Annotated in this window: 28 protein-coding genes and 1 other annotated feature; of the genes, 21 read left to right on the top strand and 7 right to left on the bottom strand. The window is 41.5% G+C overall.

Annotated elements, in window-relative coordinates:
- Positions 1 to 89: 89 nt before the first annotated feature.
- Complete coding sequence (locus FD44_RS04065; protein WP_010619350.1) at positions 90 to 710, bottom strand: hypothetical protein; 621 nt, start codon at positions 708 to 710, stop codon at positions 90 to 92.
- A 466-nt stretch (positions 711 to 1,176) separates the two neighbouring features.
- Between FD44_RS04065 and FD44_RS04060 the strand changes: the two genes are divergently transcribed.
- Complete coding sequence (locus FD44_RS04060; RefSeq protein WP_010619351.1) at positions 1,177 to 2,817, top strand: peptide ABC transporter substrate-binding protein; 1,641 nt, start codon at positions 1,177 to 1,179, stop codon at positions 2,815 to 2,817.
- 100 nt (positions 2,818 to 2,917) lie between these two features.
- Positions 2,918 to 3,061 carry a hypothetical protein gene (locus tag FD44_RS10615; protein WP_010619352.1) on the top strand — a complete coding sequence of 48 codons (144 nt, stop codon included), beginning with the start codon at positions 2,918 to 2,920 and terminating at the stop codon, positions 3,059 to 3,061.
- Positions 3,062 to 3,134: 73 nt separating this feature from the next.
- Here the strand turns inward: FD44_RS10615 and FD44_RS04055 are convergent, their stop codons facing one another.
- Positions 3,135 to 3,527, bottom strand: coding sequence for a glycine cleavage system H family protein (locus FD44_RS04055; protein WP_010619353.1), 393 nt, complete (start codon positions 3,525 to 3,527; stop codon positions 3,135 to 3,137).
- Positions 3,528 to 3,660: 133 nt separating this feature from the next.
- Between FD44_RS04055 and FD44_RS04050 the strand changes: the two genes are divergently transcribed.
- Genes FD44_RS04050 through lysA form a run of 3 tightly spaced genes read left to right on the top strand, consistent with a single transcriptional unit; the run spans position 3,661 to position 6,367 of the window.
- Positions 3,661 to 4,692, top strand: a complete 1,032-nt coding sequence (locus FD44_RS04050; protein WP_010619354.1) for a lipoate--protein ligase — start codon at positions 3,661 to 3,663, stop codon at positions 4,690 to 4,692.
- A gap of 36 nt (positions 4,693 to 4,728) precedes the next feature.
- A complete protein-coding gene (locus FD44_RS04045; RefSeq protein ID WP_010619355.1) occupies positions 4,729 to 5,043 on the top strand; it encodes a DUF7671 family protein in 315 nt (104 codons plus the stop codon).
- Between the two features lie 19 nt (positions 5,044 to 5,062).
- Positions 5,063 to 6,367 carry a diaminopimelate decarboxylase gene (lysA, locus tag FD44_RS04040; protein WP_010619356.1) on the top strand — a complete coding sequence of 435 codons (1,305 nt, stop codon included), beginning with the start codon at positions 5,063 to 5,065 and terminating at the stop codon, positions 6,365 to 6,367.
- Positions 6,368 to 6,425: 58 nt separating this feature from the next.
- Here the strand turns inward: lysA and FD44_RS04035 are convergent, their stop codons facing one another.
- The gene (locus tag FD44_RS04035; protein ID WP_010619357.1) at positions 6,426 to 8,096 is read right to left on the bottom strand and encodes a peptide ABC transporter substrate-binding protein; all 1,671 of its coding nucleotides are present in this window, start codon (positions 8,094 to 8,096) and stop codon (positions 6,426 to 6,428) included.
- A 94-nt stretch (positions 8,097 to 8,190) separates the two neighbouring features.
- Between FD44_RS04035 and FD44_RS04030 the strand changes: the two genes are divergently transcribed.
- From FD44_RS04030 to FD44_RS04020, 3 genes are all read left to right on the top strand, one after another.
- Positions 8,191 to 8,901 (top strand): MerR family transcriptional regulator, encoded by a 711-nt coding sequence (locus FD44_RS04030; RefSeq protein ID WP_010619358.1) that lies wholly within the window; start codon positions 8,191 to 8,193, stop codon positions 8,899 to 8,901.
- The gene (mutY, locus tag FD44_RS04025; RefSeq protein ID WP_010619359.1) at positions 8,898 to 10,016 is read left to right on the top strand and encodes an A/G-specific adenine glycosylase; all 1,119 of its coding nucleotides are present in this window, start codon (positions 8,898 to 8,900) and stop codon (positions 10,014 to 10,016) included. Before FD44_RS04030 ends, mutY begins: the two co-directional genes overlap by 4 nt.
- A 64-nt stretch (positions 10,017 to 10,080) precedes the next feature.
- On the top strand, positions 10,081 to 10,398 hold the full coding sequence (locus tag FD44_RS04020; protein ID WP_010619360.1) for a hypothetical protein: 318 nt from the start codon (positions 10,081 to 10,083) through the stop codon (positions 10,396 to 10,398).
- A gap of 37 nt (positions 10,399 to 10,435) precedes the next feature.
- Here FD44_RS04020 and FD44_RS04015 read toward each other — a convergent pair whose 3' ends face one another.
- Complete coding sequence (locus tag FD44_RS04015; protein WP_029327511.1) at positions 10,436 to 10,852, bottom strand: OsmC family protein; 417 nt, start codon at positions 10,850 to 10,852, stop codon at positions 10,436 to 10,438.
- A 96-nt stretch (positions 10,853 to 10,948) separates the two neighbouring features.
- On the opposite strand from FD44_RS04015, the gene FD44_RS04010 reads away from it, so the two are divergent.
- From FD44_RS04010 to brnQ, 3 genes are all read left to right on the top strand, one after another.
- Entirely contained in the window at positions 10,949 to 11,401 is a 453-nt protein-coding gene (locus tag FD44_RS04010; protein WP_010619362.1) for a GNAT family N-acetyltransferase, read from the top strand.
- A gap of 174 nt (positions 11,402 to 11,575) precedes the next feature.
- Positions 11,576 to 11,776, top strand: coding sequence for a cold-shock protein (locus tag FD44_RS04005; RefSeq protein WP_010619363.1), 201 nt, complete (start codon positions 11,576 to 11,578; stop codon positions 11,774 to 11,776).
- Positions 11,777 to 11,924: 148 nt separating this feature from the next.
- Positions 11,925 to 12,162: a binding site (T-box leader), on the top strand.
- A 129-nt stretch (positions 12,163 to 12,291) separates the two neighbouring features.
- Positions 12,292 to 13,686, top strand: a complete 1,395-nt coding sequence (gene brnQ / locus FD44_RS04000; RefSeq protein WP_010619364.1) for a branched-chain amino acid transport system II carrier protein — start codon at positions 12,292 to 12,294, stop codon at positions 13,684 to 13,686.
- A gap of 59 nt (positions 13,687 to 13,745) precedes the next feature.
- Here the strand turns inward: brnQ and FD44_RS03995 are convergent, their stop codons facing one another.
- Entirely contained in the window at positions 13,746 to 14,411 is a 666-nt protein-coding gene (locus tag FD44_RS03995) for an amino acid ABC transporter permease (protein WP_010619365.1), read from the bottom strand.
- A gap of 22 nt (positions 14,412 to 14,433) precedes the next feature.
- Complete coding sequence (locus tag FD44_RS03990) at positions 14,434 to 15,309, bottom strand: transporter substrate-binding domain-containing protein (RefSeq protein ID WP_010619366.1); 876 nt, start codon at positions 15,307 to 15,309, stop codon at positions 14,434 to 14,436.
- A gap of 136 nt (positions 15,310 to 15,445) precedes the next feature.
- Between FD44_RS03990 and FD44_RS03985 the strand changes: the two genes are divergently transcribed.
- The 4 genes from FD44_RS03985 to FD44_RS03975 all read left to right on the top strand — a co-directional run bounded on the left by FD44_RS03985 (position 15,446) and on the right by FD44_RS03975 (position 18,035).
- A complete protein-coding gene (locus tag FD44_RS03985; RefSeq protein WP_010619367.1) occupies positions 15,446 to 16,126 on the top strand; it encodes an NAD(P)H-dependent oxidoreductase in 681 nt (226 codons plus the stop codon).
- Positions 16,119 to 16,295 carry a hypothetical protein gene (locus tag FD44_RS10490; RefSeq protein ID WP_010619368.1) on the top strand — a complete coding sequence of 59 codons (177 nt, stop codon included), beginning with the start codon at positions 16,119 to 16,121 and terminating at the stop codon, positions 16,293 to 16,295. Before FD44_RS03985 ends, FD44_RS10490 begins: the two co-directional genes overlap by 8 nt.
- A 99-nt stretch (positions 16,296 to 16,394) precedes the next feature.
- Positions 16,395 to 16,658, top strand: coding sequence for a GlsB/YeaQ/YmgE family stress response membrane protein (locus tag FD44_RS03980; RefSeq protein WP_029327512.1), 264 nt, complete (start codon positions 16,395 to 16,397; stop codon positions 16,656 to 16,658).
- A gap of 165 nt (positions 16,659 to 16,823) precedes the next feature.
- Positions 16,824 to 18,035, top strand: a complete 1,212-nt coding sequence (locus FD44_RS03975; protein WP_010619370.1) for an MFS transporter — start codon at positions 16,824 to 16,826, stop codon at positions 18,033 to 18,035.
- Positions 18,036 to 18,075: 40 nt separating this feature from the next.
- Here the strand turns inward: FD44_RS03975 and FD44_RS03970 are convergent, their stop codons facing one another.
- On the bottom strand, positions 18,076 to 19,005 hold the full coding sequence (locus FD44_RS03970; protein WP_029327513.1) for a LysR family transcriptional regulator: 930 nt from the start codon (positions 19,003 to 19,005) through the stop codon (positions 18,076 to 18,078).
- A 141-nt stretch (positions 19,006 to 19,146) separates the two neighbouring features.
- On the opposite strand from FD44_RS03970, the gene FD44_RS03965 reads away from it, so the two are divergent.
- The 6 genes from FD44_RS03965 to FD44_RS03940 all read left to right on the top strand — a co-directional run bounded on the left by FD44_RS03965 (position 19,147) and on the right by FD44_RS03940 (position 26,492).
- Positions 19,147 to 20,028, top strand: coding sequence for a shikimate dehydrogenase (locus tag FD44_RS03965; RefSeq protein ID WP_010619372.1), 882 nt, complete (start codon positions 19,147 to 19,149; stop codon positions 20,026 to 20,028).
- 26 nt (positions 20,029 to 20,054) lie between these two features.
- Positions 20,055 to 21,281, top strand: a complete 1,227-nt coding sequence (locus FD44_RS03960) for an MFS transporter (protein ID WP_010619373.1) — start codon at positions 20,055 to 20,057, stop codon at positions 21,279 to 21,281.
- A gap of 25 nt (positions 21,282 to 21,306) precedes the next feature.
- Positions 21,307 to 22,035 (top strand): type I 3-dehydroquinate dehydratase, encoded by a 729-nt coding sequence (aroD, locus tag FD44_RS03955; RefSeq protein WP_033445183.1) that lies wholly within the window; start codon positions 21,307 to 21,309, stop codon positions 22,033 to 22,035.
- Between the two features lie 29 nt (positions 22,036 to 22,064).
- Complete coding sequence (locus FD44_RS03950) at positions 22,065 to 24,362, top strand: FAD-dependent oxidoreductase (RefSeq protein WP_010619375.1); 2,298 nt, start codon at positions 22,065 to 22,067, stop codon at positions 24,360 to 24,362.
- Between the two features lie 81 nt (positions 24,363 to 24,443).
- Complete coding sequence (locus FD44_RS03945; RefSeq protein ID WP_010619376.1) at positions 24,444 to 25,643, top strand: MFS transporter; 1,200 nt, start codon at positions 24,444 to 24,446, stop codon at positions 25,641 to 25,643.
- Positions 25,644 to 25,661: 18 nt separating this feature from the next.
- The gene (locus tag FD44_RS03940; RefSeq protein ID WP_010619377.1) at positions 25,662 to 26,492 is read left to right on the top strand and encodes an SDR family NAD(P)-dependent oxidoreductase; all 831 of its coding nucleotides are present in this window, start codon (positions 25,662 to 25,664) and stop codon (positions 26,490 to 26,492) included.
- Positions 26,493 to 26,539: the final 47 nt, after the last annotated feature.

Raw genomic sequence — 26,539 nt, 5'->3', positions numbered from 1 at the left:
GTGGCCGAGACAAAACAAAAGTTTTGTCTCGGCCACTTTTTGCCTGCGGATGAGTAGTGCTCGAAAAGGGGCGTAAGGTATCACACTTCTTACTTATTCAGCCACACCCTCAACGTCAGCAAATACACTTCCAATTCAGGAAACTCAAAATCCTTATAAAGCTGGGCCAAATCATGCAAAATACCCTTTGACCAATTAAACAACTTATCATACTCCTGAATCATATTGGCCTGTTTATCTGTGAACAACTGCTGGAACGCCGCGTGCTTAACAGTTCCATAATGATAACGCATTGTTAGTGTCCAAAGGTAATTGGTAATGTCGACCTGACTGGATTCGTTTAAATCAGAAAAGGCCGCTAAATTTTTAACGCCATCATGAATTTTTGCAATGACCCGTTGTTTTGCAAAAGGTGTTTGCGGAAGATGGTCTTGCTGGCCATTTGTTTGGGAATATAAATCCATCAGGATAAACATAATCCCTTGCTGAATATCATTTTCATGGCCAAAAATCGAAAGCTGATCGAATTCCGGATTTAAAGTAAGTCTGAATGTCTTGGTGAAATCACCAATGACGCTCAAATCTTGATGAAGTGCATTGAGATCAATGTCATAGTAGTCGAGAATCCAACTAGTTGTGACTGGCCTTGGAGAGCTTATTAATAGCCATAAAGTTAGCTCATTTTCTCTATTAATACTGTCTACTGCCATGTTGGTCATCCCCAATCAATTTAATAAAAATGCTTGTGTAACGTTTCACCTTTTATAATGACGCTTTCAAAACGAGGTGTCAAACGAGAAATTTGTTTATTGACAATCAGGCAATTGGTCGGTAATATTAGGTTAATAAATTATGAGAGAAAGGGGGAAACTTCAATGTTAATGCAATGCTGTTGTTAAAATATGTGTTTTGGTTGTGCACAATTTGCGTACGTTAACGCTGAAGTGGACCCTCTTTTTGTGCTTCAAAATTAATTTATTAGCCGTTTGTAACCAACGGATAAATTGATTGATGCAGCTAAGAGACCCTCAAGTGTCGGTGTTCGTGCCGGTATTTGGGGGTCTCTTTCTTGTTCTTGGAGGTGAATAACGCTATGAAAAAAGCGTGTTGTTGCAGGATGTTGAGGGGTTCCATATAGCGAATAAAAAATAAATCAGTCAGAATTGGGGATTAATTATGATAAATATAAAGTGGATAAAGGGTAGTTTAGTTGCAATTGCAGTTGTTGGATTAGGGGCATTTCTGACCGCTTGTGGTAATGAAAGTAGCACAGCAAGTAAGCCACAAGTTCTGAACCTCAGTGCTGAGGCACCACTGCCAACAATTGATTTGGCAAAGGCCACGGGTTATGGACAAACAGGTAACGTCTATGAGAGTTTCTTCCGTTTGGGTAAAAATGGGAAGTCAACAAAGGGACTTGCGAAATCGGCAACTGAATCAAAGGACGGTAAAACCTGGACATTTAAGCTTCGGAACGCCAAATGGAGCAACGGGGACAAGATTACCGCTCAAGATTTTGTCTATTCATGGCGCCGCACATTGACCCCTAGTACAAAATCGCAATATGCTTACCTGTTTGAAGGAATCAAAAATGCAGATAAGATTAATGAAGGGAAATTGAACCCTGATAAATTAGGCATTGAAGCAACTGATAGTAAAACGGTTGTCATTCATTTGGACAAGCCGATTGCCTACTTTAAAATTTTGATGGCATATCCACTATTTGCACCCCAAAATCAAAAAGTGGTCGAAAAATATGGTAAGAAATACGCCACAAAGTCACAGTATATGGTTTATTCCGGACCCTTTAAGATCAAGAACTGGAACGGAACTGGTAACAAATGGTCCTTCGTAAAAAATAATCAGTACTGGGATAAAAAAGCTGTAAAGCTTCAGAAAGTGAACTTCACAGTGGTTTCGAGTCCAACAACTGGACTAGATTTATTCCGTCAAAAGAAGCTTGATTTAACTGAACTTTCAAGTGAACAAGTTAAAAATTACAAAGATGATGCACAGTTCAAATCTTACCCATATTCACAAATCTTCTATTTGAAGTATAATTTCAAAGATCCTGATGCAACGAATCGAAAGGCGCTTAATAACCGAGACATTCGCCGTGCATTCTCTCTTGCAATAGACAGAAAGCAACTGACCAAGAAGGTTCTTGGTGACGGTTCAACCGTGCCTAATGGATTCGTTCCCAGTGGGTTGGCAAGCTACAATGGCGAGAATTTCTCAAAGGGACAAGCTGTGAAAAACACAGTGACGCATAATGAAAAGTTGGCGGCTAACTATTGGAAATCAGGGCTGAAGGCTATTGGGGAAAAGAAGCTTAAGATGACCATTACTGCGGCAAATGATGATCCGTCAACGAGTGCAGTTACCCAGTACCTTAAAGCACAATTTGAAAAGGTATTACCTGGCTTTACTTTAGATATCCAGGCCGTTCCAACGCAAACAGCTAATCAGTACGGTCAAAAGGGCCAATTTGATATTACAATCTCTGGATGGGGTGCAGATTTCAATGATCCAATCTCATTCCTCCAGATTCCAATGACTGGAACGTCATACAATTATGGGAAGTATAGTAATAAGGCCTACGATAAATTAGTCAAAAGAGCCGATGACCAAGATGCCAATAACCCAAGCAAACGTTGGCAAGATTTACTTGAGGCAAGTCGTTTATTTAGTGAAGATCAAGGGATGACCCCTCTTTATCAAAATGAAACGTCATACCTACAACGTTCTGACGTAAAGGGAATTGTGCATAACACCGCTGGAACTCAGTGGAGTTATAAGTACGCCTATATTAATTAAAATTTAATTAGAGCTAATTTGTGCCGCATTGCCGAAAAAGTGATACAGTGGAGTTGTGGAGTTTTTATCTCACAAACTAAATTAAAGAGGCGAATCGCTTATGGCAGGAAAAGTAAGTAAAGCAGATCGTAAAGCTATGATCGAAAAAGCAGAAGAGGAACGCTCAAAGCATCCTCAAAAGCGTACTAAGTCAGGTTTTGCAACGATTGACGAAGAAGCCGACAAACTAGCAAAAGAAAACTAATTGCCAACTAACATTGACTATTGAAAGAGGACTAAATCCATTGGATTTAGTCCTCTTTTTGGCATCATTTAACTTAATTTTCAGTAATTTCCATCAACCAGTTATCACGATCTGACTGCTCTGAAATTTTTTCTGGATTATCAATCAGGTCTTGGTTTCGTTTGACAATGTGTCCTGAAACGGGCGCCTTTAGATTCTCAACGGCCTTGTCGCCCTCTAATTCTACCAGGTCATCATCCGTTTCAATAGAATCTTCAGCTGTTGGATAAACGACAAACGTAATGTTTCCAATATCCTGATAGGCAAATTTTGTCAGGCCGACCAGCGTATTTCCAGAATCCGGATTCTTCCAATACCAGACGCCTTCCTTTTCGGTTGGCTCAAAAGCAGCCGAACGTGATGAGTGACCCGTGAAGAATGATTTTAATTTTGCCCAGAAGCCAGTTTGTTGTGGTGAATTAGTCATTTGTGCGATACTCCTTTGTGAAAAGATATTACCTAAAGTATAACGGATTTTTACTGAAAGGGAAGCGTTTACTTTTATACGGTGACAAAGTAAACTAAGTGTATTAAATCACGCGTTAATGAGGAGGAAACTCATGTTTTTAATTGATACTAGTCGCAACGGTAAACCCGTTTATGATCCAATCGTCAATCAATCACTCGATAACTATTTAATTAACGATTTAAAGCTGCCAGGCCATGGCCTAATCATGTACATTAATGATCCTGCAGTCATTGTTGGAGTTAATCAGAACGTGTTTGCTGAGGTCAACGTGCCCTATCTTATCGAAAATAAGATTAAATTGGTGCGCCGTTCTTCCGGAGGCGGTGCCGTGTACCATGATCGCGGAAACTTAATTTTTGAGAATATCGTCGTTGGTGAAACAGATGATAATGCCAAATGGGGCGACTATGGCGTGTTCGCGCAACCAGTTTTGGATGCCTTACACGAGCTGGGAGCTTCACAAGCAGTTCTGCGCGGGAAGAGCGATTTGGTTATTAATGATCATAAATTTACGGGGATGACGATGGTGAAAGCCGGCGACGGATATGCAGCTGGTGGCACCCTGATGTTTGACATGAACATTGACGCCGCAAGCAACGCGCTTCACCCCGTTGAAGAAAAGATTCATGGTAAGTGGGTTAAATCAAACCGTAGTCATATCACCAATGTTAAACCATTTTTAGCAGCTGACTATCAGAAGTTAACTCCGGAAGAATTTCGAGAACAGCTACTCCTAAAGCTTTTCAAAGTTGACAGCTTAGATCAAATTGAAACGTATCATTTGAACGAGAAAGATTGGCAGATTATTGATGAGCGGTTGGCTGAAAAGTACAATCAGGATAATTGGAATTTCGGCTCCAATCCAGGATTTAGTCAGTATCGCCGTCAAGCTTTTGATGACAAAGCAATCGTTTTTAATTTTGCGACAGAAAATAATCAAATTAGTAAAATGGCCGTATACGGCGATGTCCTTTCACGGAAGCACGCGGACAAGCTGCAGGACCTATTGACGGGCGTCTCACTAGACGAAACTGCAATTACGCGTGCAATCGATAAGCGGTTCGTGAAGCACGCAATTGGTGAAAATGGCCCAGATCAGCTCGCCAAGCTTATTTTGCAATAGTATAATAGTAAAATAATTAAAATTTGAGGCGATCAAGTGAAGGGCAAGTATGAGGTAACACAGTATATTGGCGTTCCAGTAACGACCAATCAATCCGGGCAGTATGTGATTGATGAGGCTGGCTTTAATTTTCATTCTTGGCGAACTGGGAAACATACCAAGGGCAAATTTAAGAAACTGGGACAAGTATTTTTAACTGAAAATAATTTAGAAATTGCGGTCATCAAGACTTTGCCCGTTGCGTTTAAGGATCGCCATGGCTTTACGCCAATGCAGCGGTTTACTTCAGCAGCCATCAGTGATGAAGCACTCAAACTAGCGGAACAACGACTAACAGAAACCGACAAATAGAGAGATTGAGGGTTAAACGATGAGCGAACAATTAAGTAGGGAACAGGTAAATCAAGCGGGTCACTTAGCCATTGATGGTGTAGATGCCCTTGATTTGGCCAAGCAATACGGGACACCATTAGTAGCATACGACGTGACTGCAATTCGGGATCAGATTCATCGATTCAGATCCGTTTTTGAACAAAATAAGGTGGATTACGCGGTTAGTTACGCCAGCAAAGCCTTCGCAACCATTGCAATGTATCAATTAATTGCGCAAGAGCATGGCCACATTGATGTTGTCTCCGGCGGCGAACTCTACACAGCGATGAAAGCAAATTTCCCGATGCAAAGTGTCAGCTTTCATGGTAATAATAAGCCGACTGCTGAGCTTGAAATGGCGGTTGATCAGCACGTTGGCGTCATCATGCTGGATAACTTTCACGAAATTAAGCTGTTGTCAGCAATTTTGGCAGAGAAATCAGCTGAAATAAACGTTATGCTCCGTGTAACCCCTGGGATTTCTGCCCATACGCACGAGTACGATCAAACTGGCCAAGAAGATAGTAAGTTTGGTTTTGATATTAAATCTGGTCAGGCGCAGGACGCTTTGAAACAAGTTCTTGCTGAACCACGGATGAACATGCTTGGCGTTCACGCACATATTGGGTCTCAGATTTTTGAAGTGAACGGGTTCGTCATGGCAGCCAACAAATTGGTCGACACCGTGGCAGATTGGCATGATGAATTGGGTTACGAACCCAAGGTGATCAATGTCGGTGGCGGTTTTGGAATTCGTTACACTGAAACGGACGATCCAATTGCACCAGAAGACTTTGTGGACGCAATTGTGAAGGCCGTAAAGGTTCGTACGACTGAACGCCAGTTGGCCACGCCTGAAATTTGGATTGAGCCCGGTCGCTCAATCGTGGGTCCCGCTGGATATTCCCTTTATACGATTGGTTCCCGCAAAGACGTTCCCGGTATCAAGCCTTACGTTGCTGTGGATGGCGGAATGGGTGATAACATTCGACCCGCGCTTTATCAGGCAGAATATGAAGCGGTGCTGGCAAATAATCCATTAGCCAAACCCGTTGAAACGGTTAGAATTGCTGGAAAATATTGTGAGTCAGGAGATATTTTAATTCAAAATCAACCACTTCCTGAAACGAAGGCTGGGGATGTGATTGCCATTTTAGATACAGGGGCTTACGGGTATTCAATGGCCTCAAACTATAATCGTAATCCGCGACCAGCCGTGGTATTCGTTGAAAAAGGCAAAGCAAAACTAGTTGTTGAACGAGAAAGTTTTGATGATTTAGTAAGATTAGATAAAAAATTGTAAAGAGAAAGGTCATGACGCCCAACCACGTCATGACCTTTATTTGTACTGTGTTAGGTTCTTATTTCACAAAATAAGCGCCCTTATAATCCGCAGACACACCCGTTGAGTTGAAGACAACGCCATTCAAATGCGGATTAACTAAGTATGAGTGGACTTGCTGATAAAGCGGGGTCACACCCTGATCCTTCATCAAAATTTCATCGGCTTTTAGCATCGTGTTCCAACGTTGACTAGCGTCATTGTCGGAATTACTGATGGCTGATAAGACAAGCTTGTCGTATTCCTTATTTGTCCAGCCACCATAATTATAGGGATTGCGCGAGGACATAATCTGAAGAAATGAGATTGGATCCGAAAAATCGGCGCCCCAACCAGAAATCATGAGATCGGCATTTCCTGATTTAAAGGTGTTAGTGACCGCTTCTGTGGTTGGCTCAAAATTAAATTTGATGGTTAGTCCCGGCAGGTTATTTTCAAGCTGCTCCTTCAAGTTAGTTGCCAGAAGGTGATTTAATTGGGAATTGACCACGACAATTTTAATCGTTGCTGATTTTCGATTGAGTTGGTTGAGTGCATTCTGCCATTCAGTCTTTGCCTTCTTGGTTGAACCGGTTACGGTGCTTGAAGCACGCTGGACACCCGCAAAATCAGCACCCGATTTCACTTCCCGGCTTAGGCCAGTTGTGACAAAGCCACGCGGTGCTAATGAAACATTTTGCAATCCGTCATAGATTAATTTTTTTCGATCTATGGCATGGGACAAAGCTAGTCGAAAGTCTTTGTTATTAAGTAGCTGACGTTGACTGCCCGTTGAATTCCTAAAATTATACGAGAGAAACATCATCATTGAGTAGGGACGAATCGTATAATCCATTCGTCTAAAATTATTTTTGATTTGTCTGCCAATCAGTTCGACTGAATCTAATTTTCGGTCCCTGTACAAAGATAGCGACCTAGAGGGACTCGAAATGGTTCTGATTGATATTTTGGAAAGATAAACGTGCTTTCGGTCCCAATAGTAAGGATTAGGGACAAGGGTCCGCGACTGGTCGCCTTTTTTCCAGTTAATGAGCTTGAACGGCCCAGAATAGACTTGGTTACTGGCAGTTGATGCAAAGCGGGATCCACTTTTTTTGATGATTTCGGCATTTTGCGGGGCAAAAAGTGGGTAAGCCATCAGCGATTGAAAATAGATAATTGGGTGTTCCAAATTTACCACTAAGGTTCGCTTACCCTGCGCTTTGACGCCAAGCCGGTTGACCGACATATGGTGGTGGGCAATGGCAGCAGCATTTTTGATTCCAATGAATAAATCTGTATAATCAGATTTAGTTTCAGAATGTAGCGTTCGTTTCCATGAATAGACGAAATCCTGCGCTGTAATGGCTTGACCATTACTCCAGCGAGCATTCTTCCTAATTGTGAACGTGTAGCGCCTACCATTGTTAGAGATGGCCGTTTTACTTGCCAAACCAGGATCGATGCTGCCACTTTCGCCCTGACGGTAAAGGCCCTCAGTAGAATTAGCAAGCTTACCAAACCCGGTTGCCTTTGAAATATCAATGGTGTCTAATGGTTTGGTTTCGGAAATGTTAAGGACCTGTCTTTGGGTCATTACGCCCTTATCGTCAGTCTTTTGTTGAGGCTTTTCGGGAGCGGCGGTACACCCCACAATAAATAAACTCACACTCAAAAATACGATGCTCATTAAAATGCGACGTTGGTGCATCTTCACCACCCCTTTACGAATGTTCTCCTAAGTTTGATAATAGGGGACAGAATAAGGCGTGTCAAGCTTGTAGCCACGGGAAACGAGGTGTTCCTTGAAAAAAGGAGAATTGACAACGGGTCAGTTTGCTAAAATGGTCAATTTGACCAAAAGCGAACTTGCCCATTTAGATGAAATTGATTTGTTTAGTCCAATTAAAAGGGACAAAAATGGCAATAAACGATATCGCGTTGAACAGTTGGTAATCGCTGAATTAATTCAACAATTGATGACCGTGGGCGTTTCACCGGCGGAAATTAAATTGCAGAGAAATCGGAATGTTGGCGAATTAAAAACCTACTTCGAGAAAAAAGTCCTCGAAATAGCGCAACAAATTCAAACGTTAACTGAGACGAAGCAGCGATTGATTGACTTAAGTTCCGCACCGGTTGCAAACGAAAACTTTGTAATTGAAGCCAAACAGACACGGTACTTTCAGCAGGTGACGGATGATGAACAAGTTACCCTAGCAGATGTTAGCCAGCTGTTTGCGCAAACAACAAATGATTCAGCAAGGCAAGTGACGAGCGCCTCACGGAAAACGAGTGAAACAATTGAGCTTCCAGCAGGCAATTACTTAATAGAAACGTTTGTTGGCATCGATCATTTGGTAGAAGCCATAGACGAGCTAACAAGGCATGCAGTCCACCTCGGGTTGAGTTTAGTTTCTGACATTCTTGAACAAGTGGTGCCAACCAATCCTGCCGACGATCAATTAAACGATGTGATTATCACACTAGAAGCCAAAGTGGAGGAAAATAAGTGATCAACTGGTCCAAAAATAGAATAGCAGCTTTTCAAGACACTCTTTTAGCTTGGTACGATCAAGAAAAACGGCATCTACCATGGCGTCAAGATCATGACCCATATCACGTCTGGATTTCGGAAATCATGTTGCAACAAACGCAGGTTAAGACGGTGATTCCGTATTATGAGCGGTTTATGAAGCGATTCCCGACGATTGAGGCTTTAGCAAACGCGGCCGAAAATGATTTAATGAAAATGTGGGAAGGACTCGGGTATTATTCACGAGCTAGAAATTTACAAAAAGCCGCCAAACAAGTTGTGTTTGATTACGAAGGTAAATGGCCTAATACGGCGGTTGGATTGCAAAAATTAGCCGGAATTGGGCCGTATACGGCTGGTGCAATTGCTAGTATTTCGTTTGGTGAAGTTGTGCCTGCAATCGATGGGAATGCGTTTAGAGTGTTTGCCAGGCTGCTTGAAATTGATGCGGACATTGCCAAGCCCCAAACGCGGCACCTATTTGAAGAAATTCTGCAACCGATTGTCTCACCAACCCGGCCCGGCGATTTTAATCAGGCAATCATGGATTTGGGCTCGTCCTACATGAGTGCTGCAAATCCAGATTCGGCGCATTCACCCGTTCGAGCATTTAATCAAGCTTATTTGGATGGGGTTGAGGAAAGTTATCCGGTTAAAACGAAAAAGCCTCGGCCCGTGTTAAAGCGAAAATTTGGCTTAGTCATCGAGGTAGCTACCAGCGTTTTACTGACAAAGCGGCCAAGTAAGGGGATGCTAGCTGATTTATGGGCATTTCCGCTCATTTCCGAAGAAACGGTGACGGAATTCTTAGAGAAACAGCCTAAATTAACTATTGTAGAGGCTTTGAATCAGATAGTGGCAGACGAGTATGGGCTAAAGGTTCAATTTGATGATGCTGATGTGAAGGACGTGACCCATACCTTTACGCATCAAAAATGGCAAATTAAGCTTTACAGAGCTGAGCTTCAAAAGGCCCCAGACTTAAGCAATTTCCCGGGAAAATTAGTTTCCCAAACGGATTTAAATGACTTACCCATTCCAAAAGTTCAAGTTAAATTGTTTGCAGCTTTTGATAAAGAACGAGTAAATAGATGACCCTTTGAGGATTGATGTGTATAATTAAGCCAACAACTTAGGACAAACGGAAGAAGGAATCTAGATGAACACACTGTTTGATGTCTTGAAGATGACAACAATTGACCATCAAAATTTGACGATAAACCGGATTCTGATTACCGACACGGAGGGGAAGCCAAACGCAATTCTGACGGAGCTCTTTCACGATGTAATCAATAAGATTAGGCTGTTTATTGATTTTTCGAGTGTGGATTCTGCAGATTCACTCATCATGGAACTTAGTGTACACACACCGCTACCAGATGAGGTTCTTTCCGAATACCAAAAAATTTTGACGGAGCCGTTATTGGGGATTAATTTTGCGGCGCGTAAAGGTGAAATTGAATTAATCGTAAAATAAAACGCTTGGAATTAAAATTCCAGGCGTTTTTTGGTTGCTATTCAAATGAAATATCCATTGGCACTGATCCCTCTAATGAAGAGTGAACGGTACATTGGCGAACGACCTCGTTCAAAAATGTTTGCTGGTCAACTGGATCTAAATTCGTTTCAGACTTAATTTTGATATCGATATGGGTTACTTTTGAACTTTGATCGGCGTAGGTGGTTGTTTCACCATGAACGTCTACATTAAAGCTTTTGATTGTTAGGGAGTCTTCCCGATTTTCGATGTCGCGTGCAGTTGCCCCCATACAGCTCCCTACGGCTGCCAATAGATATTGTACAGGATTGGGAGCAGCATCGGTTCCCTTTGCCGCTACCGGCTCGTCTGATAGGAAAGAATGGATACCCAGCTTGTTAATGACCTGACTTCCGATTGGACGAAGCGTTGAATGAACAATGTATTTTCCCAAAATAAAAACCTCCAATAATTTGACGCTTTGTTGTATTCGCAACAATAAAGCAATCATGATATACTAACTTCTAGAAAAAGAAGGGTTGGTGTAATTATGGCAGATTTTGACGTAAAAAGCTTTGATGAGCTCACCACTAAAGAATTGTTTTTAATTTATGAACTACGTGTGAAAGTCTTTGTCGTTGAACAAACTTGTTACTATCAGGAAGTGGATCGTGATGATCTGATTTCAAAGCATTTTTTTGCGAAAGATGCTGATGGCAATATCATTGCTTATGCCCGCTTGATACCGGCTGAAGAGGGTAAAGTCGTTCACTTTGGTCGAGTCGTTGTGGCTCCGGAAGCTAGAAAAGGTGGTTTAGGACGAGAACTAGTCACAAAATTGTTAGCAGAAATTCCCAAGCAGTATCCGGGAACAACCACGATTCTTGCTCAAGCCCAAGCTTACCTACAAAACTTTTACGAAAGTTTCGGATTGAAAGCAATTAGCAAAGTATACCCAGTTGACGGCATTCCGCACCTTGATATGCAAAAAAATATCGATTAATTTTAAGCTGATTAAAGAATAAGGGTTGCTATTTAACGAAATAGCTGTTATTCTATGGTTAATGTATTTATGCTTCGGAATAAAGGTACAACGTTCTATTTAAGAATGGCTCCTTTTTCAAAAGTTTCAAATGCAAATAAATTAGCGCAATAGCGCAACGGAGGTTTCATTCTTATGGAACAAGGTACAGTTAAATGGTTCAACGCAGATAAAGGTTACGGCTTCATTACTTTAGAAAACGGCTCAGATGTATTCGTACATTTCTCAGCTATCAACTCTGAAGGCTTCAAGACTCTTGAAGAAGGCCAACATGTTACCCTTGACGTCGAAGACGGCGATCGTGGCCCACAAGCTGCTAACGTAACTGTTGCTTAATTAACTTAAATGTTAAGCGGGAAGACTTACCATTCGTGGTAAGTCTTTTTTTGTATTTTTTAAGTTGAATTATGAGAAAAATAAAGATAACAAATTTTGATTTAATGGTTGACAGTGGGACATAAACTGGTTAAGATTAGTTTTAAATTAAAACGCTATGAGAAAGTTGAGTAGTTATTATCATTTTTTAAGCGAGCTTCGGTTGGTGAGAGGAAGCAAAATATAATGACGAAAATCCCTTTTGAGCGATGTAGTGAACTAATAGTAATCTACACTGGGCACACCCATTATCGTGTTAGCGTATCGCAGTATTCTGCTGTACGTGATGAGGCTATTTCAGTAATGGAATAGCGATATAAGGTGGTACCGTGCAAAGCACCCTTAATCCAGAAGTGGATTAAGGGTGCTTTTTGGCGTCGTTAATTAAAAGAAGGGGATGATCATTTGAAAGGCCAGATTAGTCACATTAGAGGAACCACATTTAAATGACAAAATTAATTGGAGGAATACATATTATGAATGACATGCCAGATTTAAATCGTAAACCGTTAACAGTTAAACAATACTTATTAGTGAGTTCAATGCTCTTTGGTCTCTTCTTTGGTGCAGGAAACCTCATTTTCCCAATTCACTTGGGACAACTAGCGGGTGCACACTGGGGACTTGCAACACTTGGTTTCTTAGTAACCGCCGTAGTTTTGCCATTATTATCCGTTTTAGCAATTAGTGTCACTCATTCTGAAGGCGTTTATGACATTGGCAAGCCGCTTGGTTCTGCCTTTGCGTTAGTCTTCATGATTCTAATTCACGCAACAATTGGACCACTTTTTGGAACACCGCGTACTGCGACAATTCCATTTTCAGTTGGGGTTCAACCTCTTTTACCAAGTAATTTAGGTCAAATTGGCCTGTTCGTGTTCTCACTGCTTTTCTTTGGGACAGCATTCTTAGTGTCATACAAGGAATCAAACATCATGAGCAGTGTTGGTAAAGTACTAAATCCACTATTTTTGGTTCTTTTATTCTCTGTGTTCGCCCTAGGATTCTTGTCACCAATGGGTCAAGCAGCCAGCCAAAAAGTAACGGCAGCCTACCAAAGTGATTCATTTTTCAATGGATTCCTTCAGGGGTATAACACAATGGATGCATTGGCAGGATTAGCCTTTGGTGTAACCGTTGTGACAGCAGTTCGTCAACTTGGAAAAACATCTCGAAAGAGCAACGCCCGCGTTACCGCCAAAGCCGGAGTGTTAGCAACCGCCATGATCGGCGTTATCTATGTTGGCTTAATCTGGCTTGGTTCCACAACCCTTGGCCATTATAAAGTTTCAGCTGATGGTGGTGTTGCGTTCAACCAACTGGTTACTCACTATCTTGGTGGTGTTGGACATGCGCTTTTAGCAACATTGCTAACTGTTACCTGTTTGACAACGGCGGTTGGATTGGTTGCTGCATTTGCACAAGATTTCCATAAGCATTTTTCAAAGGTGAGCTATCGCCAATGGTTAGGTTTCATGTGTGTTGCGTCATTCTTAACCGCTAACTTCGGTTTAGAGAAGATCATTCTCTGGTCAACGCCAATGTTGATGTTCTTATACCCATTTGCAATGGTATTGATTCTCCTTTCCGTTTTCTCACCACTGTTCAAACGAGATTCAGTTGTCTATGCGTTTGTCGTGGTCTTCACGTCAGTTCCCGCACTTCTTGATATGGTTGCGGCTTTTCCACCAGTTGTCAGCCAAAGTGCCTTTGGTAAAGCACTCGTTGGATTCCAACAAAGCGTTCTACCTTTCGCTAGTTTAGGAATGGACTGGGTAGTTCCAGCCCTTGCTGGAGCAGTCCTAGGATTAGGAATTCACTTCCTGAAACCAGTCTTTGCTCGCCAAAGTGCGGTCAATACTGGACGTTAATCTTTCAATAATAAATAAAACGGGCAAGCCAAAAGTTGGCTTGTCCGTTTTGCGTTTCGCTATAATGCTAAATGATTTTCCAACTGGGTCTGGCCGATTGTAATCAGCCAGCAGAAGAACCAATAAATAATGGCGATGGTGATGTAAATTGTCATATAATCTAAATTTGCACCCGCCACTATTTTGGCATCCATAAACATATCGGTGACCGTAATCATTGCGGCTAAAGACGTTCCCTTGAACAAATCGAGCAGGATATTGCCCAGGGCCGGAATGGCAACTCGAAACGCCTGTGGTAACACCACCTTTGAGATGACCTTTCTGTATGGTAAACCAAGCGAGTAGGTGGCTTCCCATTGACCATTATTAACGGCCAGAAATGAGGAGCGAAATACCTCAGAGATGAATGCACTACAACTAATTGTGAATGAAATGATTGCTGCAGGAATTGCATCTGTTTGAAAGCCAAAATAGATGATGAACAAAACGACCAGCATGGGAACCCCACGCATAAACGAAATGAAAGCCCGAGCCGGCCAGTGTAAAATCCGAAATTTACTAAGCTGCGCCAAGGTAAGTAACAATCCTAAAATGAGGGCGAGGGCAAAACTGATAATCGTTAGAAAAGCAGAAATGGGAAAGCCAGCTAAAATTTTTGGAATGGACTGTACGGCGAGCGGTGCGTCAAAGAAATTCGGAATTGAGAAATGACTTAGCCAATTCATCCACTTACCTCAATTCTTGAAGCTAATTATCGTTTTTAATCGTGAAGGTTTTTGAAATCTTGACCTTAGGCTGTTTTGAAACATCCGTGCCGTAGAATTTCTTTGAAATCTTTGCGAGCTTACCGGATTTCTTAAGTTTTGCTAGAGCAGCATTCACTTTTTTATCCAGCTTGGTGTTTCCTTTTTTCATAATGATCCCAACACCACTACCATCGTCAGTCGTCTTGAAGTACATGTTCTTGATGAGCTTCAGACCACTGTTAGGTGTTGCGGCGAGCGCCAATTTTTGAAGATAGTAATCATTTGCAATAAAATCAGTCTTCCCGTTCTTAACATCGCGAAGGTAAACGTCATTTGAAACGTTATCGTAGTTGACTAGCTTAGCACCCAATTGCTTAGCAAGTCGTTGATAACCGGTTCCAGCTTCACCAGCAGACTTCTTACCTTTGATATCCGCCCATGAATGAATTCCAGAATTGTCACTCTTTCGAACCATCAAGCTGTTAAACGAGTGCTTGTAAGGTGTCGATAGGGTAAACTGTTTCTTCCGTTGTGGCGAGATACCGAAGTCGTTTGCTGCCATGTCAGCCTTACCGGTTTTGACGGCGGTTAATTGACCATCCACGTTGAGTTCCTTGAACTTTACTTTATAGCCCATTTCCTTTGCCACGTTTCTGACAATCTCAACGTCGAACCCAGTTAACTTGTTTCCCTTTGTATCGTGGTACGAAGTAGGGTACAACGTCCCAGAAGTGGCAACGATTAACGTTTTGTCGCCATTAACACTGACATCATTGCTATTACTACCCTCCTTTTTTCCGCATCCTGCCAATACCAAAGGCACGATGACGGCGATTCCCAATAAACCAACCAATAAATGCTTCGTCTTACTTAACATTGAAATATCATCCTTTCTGTAATAAGACTAGTTACAGTATAAGTTTGTGAAAGCGTTTTAACAATCCCTAAAAGCCAAATCTTTTCATTCACAAATTAAATGATATGATAGGGGTAAAATTTACTGGAGGCAAACGTTGAAAACACTCATATTAATGGCGCATCCACACGTTGATAATTCTTACACCCAACAGTTTTTGGCAAGAGCTGCACAAATTGAAAACGTCACCTGGCATTCACTAGATTCCAGCATGCCATTTGACGTTGCTGCTGAACGAAACTTATTTTTAGATCATGATCGAATTATTTTTCAATTTCCCCTTTATTGGTACAGTGCACCCGCAAGTTTGAAAGAGTGGGAAGATTTAGTTTTGGCTGACCAATTTGATACGATGAACTTCAATGAGAAGCAATTGGGGCTCGTTATCTCAACGGGGCAACCGAGCGATGCCTACGAACGAGGTGGGACTGAACACTTTGGAATGGGGGAAATTACAACCCCATTTCAGGCAGTGGCATTGAAGCTTGGGATGACCTTTTTACCACCACTGATCATTTCGCAATTTGCCTACCAAACGGATGAGGAGAAAGCCCAACTACTGATTAAATATCAACGCTATCTGACGCAGGAACCGTTAAATAATTTACAGGTTAAAATTACTTGGCTAATTAGCCGATTGAATCAGCTAGAGTTGGATGAAGCGACCAAGCAGCGAGTTCAATTAATCATGACTGAATTGCAAAATGGCACCGAACGACTGTCGGATTTGCAGGACACTTTGGCACTTATCAAGCGGGAGGGTGAAATTGATGGATAATTTGGATTGGCTATTAAACGAGTCGCAAATGATGGCGGAGAAAAGTCAAAAATTTGACGAAAAAGCACTGTTCATTGCCGTTCAAGATACAGCAAAAGAGCTCAGCCAGCGAATCAATCAAGTGAGTGGTGAAATTGACGGACGGACCTGGGACACCGGAAACTGGTAGTCACACAAATGCTAAAGTTTCTCCAAGGTTTATTCAAAGTGTCCAGTTACACTCAAGGTATAGTCGCAACTCCCTTGGATTTTAGAAAGGATGATGACCATGTTGAGTTTAATTTGTACACTTATCGTCGGCGCAATCATCGGAATTGTGGCGAGTGCAATCATCAGTCGCGATATGCCATTGGGCTGGGTTGGCAATATTATTGCCGGTTTGGTCGGATCATGGCTTGGCGAAATGATCCTCGGATCGTGGGGCCCAAGTCTTGGTGGAATGGCGCTTGTTCCATCGATTATCGGTGCCATCATATTGGTATTAATCGTTTCCTTTATCATTGGTGGAACGAAACGGAAGTCGACTAGTTGAGTAAGGAAGGATGAAACCGGAATGGGTTCATCCTTTTTTTTTGCCCGACAAATTAAAGTTGACTTTTGTTGCATTTCAGCATTTAATGGGACTAATTCATTTGTTACATATTGAACGTACACCACGTTACTCAATTCAAATTACAGTAAAGCGTAGGTGGCATCAATGACTCGTTTAGAGCGATTTAAAATAACAGCGTGCTTGTACTTCAACTACTTTGTGCATGGTATGGGCATTGTAATCTTAGCTCAAAATATGACAGTTTTAAGCCGACATTGGCATACAGATGATGCCGGTGTTTCTTTGGTTATTTCTTCACTAGGAATCGGTCGGTTACTCGTTTTATATATAGCCGGGAATTTGTCCGATCGTTTCGGAAGAAGTTTTTTTATTAAATTAGGGATAGTGACGTACATGCTATTTTTCATTGGGATTGTTTTGTCGCATACGATTCCAGCAGCGTACGTTTGTGGCATTTTTGCAGGAATGGCGAATTCTTTTCTGGACTCTGGAACCTATCCTGCGCTTATGGAGCTTTATCCCAAAAATCAGGCTTCAGCTAATATCCTGATTAAAGCGTTTGCGTCGATAGGTGAACTTATTTTGCCTATCTTTGTTGCGGTCCTGTCGTTTGCAAAGTTGTGGTACGGCTGGTCATTCATTTTTTGTGCCGTGGCAATGGCGATAAGTCTCGTCTTTTTGAGAAATGTTAAATTAAATAATCCCACGCAATCAAAACCAAAAAAGGTTGAGAAAGCGACACCGGTTGCGAAACCGAAGACGAGCAAACGGAATCTATTTTTAGGAATTATTTTGACAATTTTCGGCTACATTTCAATGGCCACCTTTTACCTGATTAGCCAATGGTTAACCAAGTACGGCAGTGAGGTTGTTAATTTAAATATGGTCCATGCCCGATTGCTTGTTAGTATTTACAGTGTCGGTTCAATTATTGGTGTTGTGATTTCAGCTATTTTAGTGGAGCGGTTCATTCGGCCGGTTTGGTTCATGCTGTTTGATACAACGGTTTCCTTGATTGCACTGATTGCTATGTCGCTGCTTCCTATTCCGGGGATAATGTATATTGGATCCTTTGTTATCGGGGCATCGGCGGCAAGTGGCGTGATGCAAATTGGCTTAACCGTCATGAGTAATCTCTTTCCGGCAACGAAAGGACGAATCACCGGAATTTACAATACGGCTGGGGGCCTGGCTTCGTTCACGATTCCAGTTTTTACGGCTTTCATTTCTAAAACGAGCATTCATAATATTATGTGGTTTGATGTGGGAATCGCAGTAATCGGCGTCCTTTGCAGTATTATTGTGTTTATTGTTCTTAAAAATGGCCCACAGAATACGACTGAAAAACTTGTGTAACTTAAAAACGTCAGCCTAGTGAAAACTAGGTTGACGTTTTTTAAATTAATCGATCTTTATTTGTATAGTGTTGCCAACAGTAGCTCTTAACAAATTCCTGGAATCGGCTGACAGAGGGGGTGATGAACTGACTCTGCTTGGTTACCAAAAACAGCTCGTGATTAACCGGATTATCAACAATTGGTTTTAGTTTCACAAATTCTTGATTGAGTTGGGGGAGATTTGGCACTAGCGCAATTCCCAGCCCTTGGCGTACAAAGCCAACGATTGAGTGATCATCAACCATCTCAAATTTGATGTTTGGCTGAATGTCCGCATGTTCTAATATTTGATTGATTAGGGGTCTTAATCCACTATTCTTTGAGTACATAATTAATGGCTGATCTCCGATATCTGCCATTCGAACCTCTGCTTCCTGTGCGAGGGGATGGTCAAAGGGAACTGCTAACTTTATTTCTTGTTCGACAATCGGCGTGAAATTAAAGATTTTATGGGGATCCTGATCACCAAACTGAGTGACATCGGAGGATAAAATAACGTCGTATTTTTCATCGTATAAGTCCCGCAATAGTTGGGCGGTGAAACTTTGGTTTAATTCAAACGAAATTTCACGATTATTTTCTTGAATGGAGAACTGCTTAATGAGTTCCGGAACCAAGCTTTGGCCAAGCGTGTAGGTGAATCCCAGTTTAACGTAGCCCTTATTCGGATTAATCAGTTGTTTGATGAGGTCATTCCCATGATTCAGGCTGTTAATGCTTGCGGTGATGTACTTGAGATAGAGACCACCAAGGTGGGTTAATTTGATGTTTCGGCCATCCGGTTCGAAAAGCGGCACACCAAGTTCAACTTCTAACTTTTTGATGGCATAGCTAAGTGAAGGCTCAGAAATCCCGAGATTTTCTGCCGCCTGTGACATGTGCTCAGTACGCGCTAACTCCTTGAAGTAAACCAAATGTTTAATGTTCAAAATGTTCACCAGCTTCTATTGATAGAGAACTTCTATTGATTACCACACTTATCCTTATTTATTATTATAGGTGTAAGTGCTAACATTGCAAGTGAATTGAGTAACAAATTACCCAAAAATTTATTTAGGAGTGATTATATTATGACAGAACGACTTGACGGACACACATTACTTATTGGTTTGATGGCTTACCCAATCAGACATTCGATGTCCCCAACAATGCACAATAATGCTTTTGCTAAATTAGGTTTGAACTTTGCTTACCTTGCTTTTGAAATCACAAATGAGAAGTTACCTGGCGCAATTGATGCCATTCGGACTTTAGACATGCGTGGATCAAACATCTCAATGCCTAACAAGCAAAAAGTGATTCCATTACTAGATAAATTAGATCCAGCTACCGAAATGATTGGTGCTGTTAACACAGTTGTTAACGATAACGGTGTTCTAACAGGATACACGACTGACGGAATTGGCTTCATGAAGTCATTAGCTGATGAAGGACTTGATATTCGCGGTAAGAAGATGACGTTGGCCGGTGCCGGTGGTGCTGCTACTCCAATGGCTATCCAAGCTGCTTTAGATGGTGTTAAAGAAATTTCAATTTTTAACCGTCATGATGAATTCTTCGACAATGCTAAACGTAACGTTGATATTATCAACGAAAAAACTGACTGCAAAGCAACCCTTCATGAACTTGAAGATCAAGACGATTTCAAGAAGGAAATTGCTAGTTCATACATTTACGCCGATGCAACTAGTGTTGGTATGAATCCACTTCAAGATCAGACTTTAGTTACCGACCCAACTTGGTTCAGTGAAGACCAAATCGTATTCGATACAGTTTACGCACCAAGAGATACTAAATTGATGGCAGTTGCTGAAAAAGCAGGTGTTAAGCATGTATTCAACGGTCTAGGCATGATGCTCGAACAAGGCGCAGCCGCATTCAAGCTTTGGACTAAGAAAGATATGCCAGTTGATTACATTCGTGAAATTCTATTCGGCGACGACGCCAAATAGTCCACACATAAAGGGGAAGTTTAAACATGAAAAATCGTTATATGCCAACTGCTATAAGTTTGTATATGAACTACTTTATCCATGGTATTGGTGTCATTATCTTGGCGCAAAACATGGCAATGCTTGCAACTAAATGGCACACAAATGCCGGTGGGGTTGCAGTTGTTATTTCTTCATTGGGAATTGGACGAATCATTGTCCTACTAGTTTCAGGTGCCTTATCAGATAAATTTGGGCGTAAACCATTTGTTATTTTGGGGATAATCACCTATATGCTGTTCTTTGGTGGGATATTAATGAGTTCCTCGATTGCGGTGGCCTACATTTTTGGTATCTTAGCCGGAATTGCAAATTCGTTCCTTGATTCTGGGACATATCCAGCTTTGATGGAAATGTTTCCCAATGCTAAAGGAACTGCCAACGTTGTTCTAAAAGCCTTCATTTCTGCAGGACAATTCATCTTGCCACTATTTGTTAGCTTCTTAGTTGCTAGCAAAATGTGGTTTGGCTGGTCATTCGTTGTCGCTCTCGTTGTTCTCTTAATCAGTTTAATCTTCGTTATCTTTGCTGGTAAATTCCCAGCTCCAAATGAGGATGCTAAAGAGGCTGAAGCAGAAGAAGAAAAAGAAGAGGGCCCAGGTGCCAAATTACAAGAAGGTAACTTATGGATTGATGGAACACTCTTCATCCTTTACGGTTACATTTCTCAAGCAACTTTCTACCTTGTTAGTCAGTGGTTGAGCCAATATGGTGCAAGCATAGCGCACATGGGAGATACAAGTTCACGGGCATTAATCAGTTACTACAGTATCGGTTCAATTGTTTGTGTGTTGTTAACAGCCGTTTTAGCTAAAAAGGCTGTTAAGGAAATTCAATTCTTGGGAGTTTATACCTTACTATCATTCGCATCATTACTTCTAATGTATCTGTTCCCTACAGCACTTATTTGTTCAATTATGTCATTCGTTGTTGGTTTCTCAGCAGCTGGTGGCGTTATGCAACTAGGACTAACTGTTATGTCAACCTTCTTCCCCAAAGGAAAAGGAACAATTACGGGTGCCTTTTATACAGCAGGATCAATCGCTTCGTTTACAATTCCGCTGTTAACTGGTGCAATGTCCTCAAATCTGGCAAACATTATCTTGTTTGACGTTTTCATCGCGCTTGCAGGATTTGTTCTAGCCGTCTTAATTACAATTCGATACTATAAATTATTTGGTAAAAAACGACAAGGAGGCGCTAACCTTGAGTAAAAATACTGTTAAATTGAGAAGTACGATGCTTGGTGAAGGTCGTCCTAAAATGGCCGTTCCGATTACCGGTACAACTGAATCAGAGCTCGTTAAGCAGGCCACAAAGGCTCGTGAAGCAGGCGCCGATTTGATTGAATGGCGGATTGACTATTTTGAAGGCGTCCAAGATGAAGCCCAATTGACTAAAGTCGGGGATTCTCTCCGTGAAGCCTTGGGTGAAACTGCTTTGCTCGTTACGTTTAGAACGATGAGCGAGGGTGGGGAGCTTGAACTTTCTGATGATGATTATTTTGAAATTTGTAAGAAGGTTCTTGCCGGTAACTACGCTGATGCATTAGACGTTGAACGCTATCACGACGAAACCAAAGTAAAGGCTGTTGTCGAAGCGGCTCACGCTAATGGCGTCAAGGTTGTTATGAGTAATCATCACTTTCATGAAACCCCAGATGAAGCCGATATTGTTGCTCGTTTGACGAGCATGGCAGAATTTGGCGCAGACGTTCCAAAGATTGCGGTCATGCCAACTTCAGTTGATGATGTTTTAACATTGTTAACTGCTACTCATGAAGCTAATGAAAAATTAGATCAACCAATCATTACCATGTCGATGGGTGATTTAGGAAAAGTTTCTCGTTTAAGTGGCGAAGTGTTTGGCTCATGCCTGACATTTGCAACTGTGGGTGCAGCCTCAGCTCCTGGCCAAATTTCATTGGCTCACCTTAAGAACGAACTTGAAGATTTAAAGTTAAGCTAGTAAAAGCCAAAGTAAAGGAGTAAACACTATTGAGTAATTCAGAAAAACAGATCAAAGGGCAGGCAAAAGGTCACAACGGTATTATTGACTATGAAATTGACGTTGCGGACGATAAAGTCAAGGATCTAAAAATATTAAAACATTCAGAAACTTCTGGAATCTTTAACCAAGTTATTGATAAGTTAAAGAAGAGTATCGTTGACGAACAATCATTTGATGTTGACACCATTAGTGGTGCAACGGTTATGACGAAATCCATTTTGGATTCAGCCAAGGATTCAATTAAGGAAGAGGACGTTCATTTGACGCCAATTCCTAAGAAAGTGGTTGAACACCAAACAACGCGTTTGAAGACTGATGTTGTCGTTATCGGTGGTGGTGAAGCCGGCCTAGTTGCTGGTGCACGCGTCTTAACTGAAGGACAAAATGTGATTTTGGTTGAGAAGAATGGTTACCTTGGTGGTGCCACGATTCTTAATGGTTCAAACGTAACAGGTACCGGTTCTGAAGTTTCTAAGAAAATTTTTGGAAACTCAGGTGATACTCCGGAACATTTGGCAGAAGATGTTGCTCGTGAAAGCAAAGACTCAAATTATCCAGATTTAACTAATTTGATGGCGCATAACATCGGATCTGCGATTGATTTCATCAGTGATTTTGCTGGCCTTGAGTATCAAAAAGCTCAGACCCAAACCATCGAACACTCAATCGATCGCCAAATCGAATTGCCAACTGCAAGTAGTTATGAATTTATCAAAAAAGTTTCCAAAGCATTTGAAGACAAGGGTGGCAAGGTGATCCTATCTGCTCGTGTTGAACAATTAACATTTGATAGCAAGGGTAACTTGAATGGGTTAGTTGCTGAAAGTGATAACGAAACTATCAAAATTAAGGCTAAATCAGTTGTTTTAGCAGCTGGTGGTCATGGAGCCAACGCTAAAATGCGTGGTGCCGAAAGTGAAGGCATCGACTATTACGGTCCAATGACTGCAACCGGTGACGCCTACAGTTTCAATTCAGAATTGAAGCTAAAGACGCATGATCTCGGCTGGTACAAAATTTATCCTCATGGTGTTGAAGTTGAACCTGGTATCGCCAAGTTAACAACTTACGCATCAAAGGAAGCAACCGATTTAGGGTCAATCTATGTCAACTCAAAGGGAAAACGAATTGTTAACGAATTAGCTCCTTACACGGATGATCGTGATGCAATCCTTGAGCAACCAGATCGAATTTCATACCTTGTGATGGACGAACGGACTTGGAAGGCATTTTATGACTTGCTTGTTCTCCATGATTTCTTACCAGAAGAGATTAAAGGATTCTTTGACAACCAAGATAAGAAGCCTGTATTTGCAAAAGGCAGTTTAGCTGACGTTGCCAAAGTAGCTGGAATTGACGCTACTCAACTTGAAAAAACTGTTTCCGACTACCAAGGCTATGCAGAAAAGGGTCGCGATCCTGAGTTTGGTCGTGACGCTAAGTTCCTTCACCAATTTGAAGGCGATACTTTCTACGTCGTTGAACAACGTGGCCGTTACGCCACCACACTGGGTGGCTATTCAGTTAGTCCAGCTAACCTTGAACTATTAGATGAATCAGATAAGTTAGTGCCAAATTACTTTGGTGCTGGTGAAGTCATTGGCGGTGCCAACGGTCATGATTCAATGCCAAGTATGATGAATACTTGGGGCATTTCTTCTGGCTATGTAGCTGGTGAAGCTGCTAGCAAGAATGCTGATAGATTGAATGAAGTCGGCGGACAAGAGAAAAAGATTGTTTCGCTAGTTGGGACAAACGCTTCTAAGTCATACAACCGGAAGTTATTACACTCAATGCGTGATTTGTTTGATGCCCAAACTGATTTCGAAATTTGTGAAATTAAGGATATTCCGATGTTTAACGAGGATCTCCTGGAAAGTGAACCTCAGATTGTTAAGGACCTTGCAGCCAAAATTGAGGATGCTGACGGAATCGTCATCAGTACACCTGAATATGACCACTCCGTTCCTGCCTCTTTGAAGAGCGCAATCGAATGGCTTTCATCCATTGAACATCCATTTACTGACAAGCCAGTTATGATTGTCGGTACGTCACTTGGAATTCAAGGAACGGTTCGTGCACAAACGAATCTTCGTCAAATTCTGGATTCACCAGGGGTGGATGCTAAGGTGATGCCTGGTAGTGAATTTATGTTGCCACAAGCTGGAAACAAGTTTGATGAAGACAACAAGATTACTGATTCAGGTAGTGTTGACTTTCTTAAGTCATGTTTTAACAAGTTCCTTAAATTTATTGAGATGGACAAGTCATTAGCATCTGAATAAATCCATGCTAAAAAGGTCAGATCAAGCTATCTTACTTGTCTGACCTTTTTGCTATATCAAATAGAATGTGAGTTGAATGATATGAATAAGGCGGAAAAGATGAAGACGGCCGCTTGCCTTTATTTAAATTACGTCGTCTACGGAATGGCAATCGTGATTTTGGCTCAGAATATGAATTCGTTAAGAGACCAGTGGAATGTCGATAGTGCAGGGGTTTCATTTGTAATTTCGTCACTCGGAATTGGCCATTTGCTGGTGCTCTACGTTGCCGGAATTTTGTCTGATCGATTTGGGCGGAAAATTTTTGTGGGATTAGGAATTTTGACCTATTTACCCTTTTTCCTTGGAATAATATTTTGCAAAAATTTAGTTTTAGCTTATATTTTGGGAATTATGGCGGGGATGGCAAATTCATTCTTGGACGCGGGTACTTATCCAACATTGATGGACCTGTTCCCGCAGCATGAGGCTTCTGCCAATATTATGATTAAGGCGTTTTCATCAGTTGGGGAGTTACTTTTACCAATTTTGGTCTCCGTACTCGATATTTCGAATATGTGGTATGGCTGGGTATTTATTCTAGGTGGCGTCATTTTGATTGGAAACCTGGTCTATCTTCAATTCAGAAAATTCCCCAAATTGGCGGATTCGGTTAGTAATCAAAGTAGTCCAATAATCAAAAAAACGAGCTCGCTTTCGCCTAGTCGTAAAGTGGTAAGCTCAATCGTATTAACGATTTTTGGCTATATTGGAATGGCGACTTTTTATCTGATTAGTCAGTGGCTGACTGAATACGGAACAGAAGTGCTACATTTGCATTTAACGAGTGCAAGGTTGTTGGTTAGCATTTATAGTGTCGGTTCCATATTTGGCGTGTTATTGACCGCTATCATCGTTAATCGATTGATCAAACAAGTGAACTTTATGCTGGCTGATACAATTGTGTCGCTGATAACACTATTTTTGATGGCAGCATTTCCGGTCTACTGGGTGGTCGCAATTGGGGGATTTGTCATCGGCGTTTCCGCAACTGGCGGCGTCTTACAAATCGGATTAACCCTCATGAGTGACCTATATCCTGAACATAAGGGTCGAGTTTTAGGAATCTATTACACTGCTAGCGGATTGGCTTCCTTTACAATTCCTATTTTCACTGGTTTTATTGCCAAGGAAAGTATTCGAAATATTATGTGGTTCGACGTTGGGGTCGCAGTATTAGGCGTCATTTGTGCGGTTGCAACGCTCTTGCTCCTAAGGGAGAAGAAAACGAGTATCGCTTAAACAAAAGGAGATCTTAAGATGTCTGAAAGTTGGTTAAATTTAGCAAATAAAGTTTGTGTGATTACTGGAGCAGCTGGTGGCATGGGCAAAAAAATTTGTTTAGAGTTGGCTGAGCAGCATGCCAAGCTAGTCTTAGTGGATTTAGATGAAGATAAGTTAACCAAATTGGCTAGTTCAATTAAAGCAAAATTTGATGTTGAAATAATGCGAGCAGTTTGTGATACAACGGACGAAGACCAAGTTTCCGAGTTAGTGGAAAAGGTGGCTGCAAAATTTAATAAGTGTGATGTGTTAGTAAACACTGCAGGTATCTTAAAATTTGCGCCACTTGAAAAACTATCGTATAAGACCTGGAAAAAGGTGCTTAATGTTAATTTAGATGGTTACTTTTTGATGGCACAACATTTCGGTAAACTGATGATGAAACATGAAGGCGGGTCAATGGTACACATTTCGACCGTCGCCTCTGAAGCACCAGAAACCTACAGTGGTGCGTACAGTACCAGTAAGGCGGGCGTGAATATGCTGTCAAAACAACTCGCTGCTGAATGGGGACAATTTGGCATTCGAAGTAATGTCATCATGCCTTGTTTAGTTAAAACGCCAATGTCCATGGGATTTTATTCTGATCCTGACGTTGAAAATGGCCGAAAAGAGTTAACGGCAAGCAAGCGGATTGGCACTGTATCCGATATTGCGGATAGTGTCTTGTTCTTAGCAAGCAATCGCTCTGATTATGTTAATGGGGCGGAGTTACCAGTTGATGGTGGTTTCCACATGATGATGGGAGACCAGATTCCTAAGCCTGGTGGCAGAAAGCAGTATGCGTTAGATCATTTGAGTGATTAATCTAAAAAAACGAAATCAGTTCACCTGATTGAAGTGAACCCCAAATA

This window comes from Secundilactobacillus malefermentans DSM 5705 = KCTC 3548 (genome assembly GCF_001436395.1).
GTDB classification, from domain to species: domain Bacteria; phylum Bacillota; class Bacilli; order Lactobacillales; family Lactobacillaceae; genus Secundilactobacillus; species Secundilactobacillus malefermentans.
Note: the sequence above shows the minus strand (reverse complement) of the source record. Positions and strands in the feature narration are given on the sequence as shown.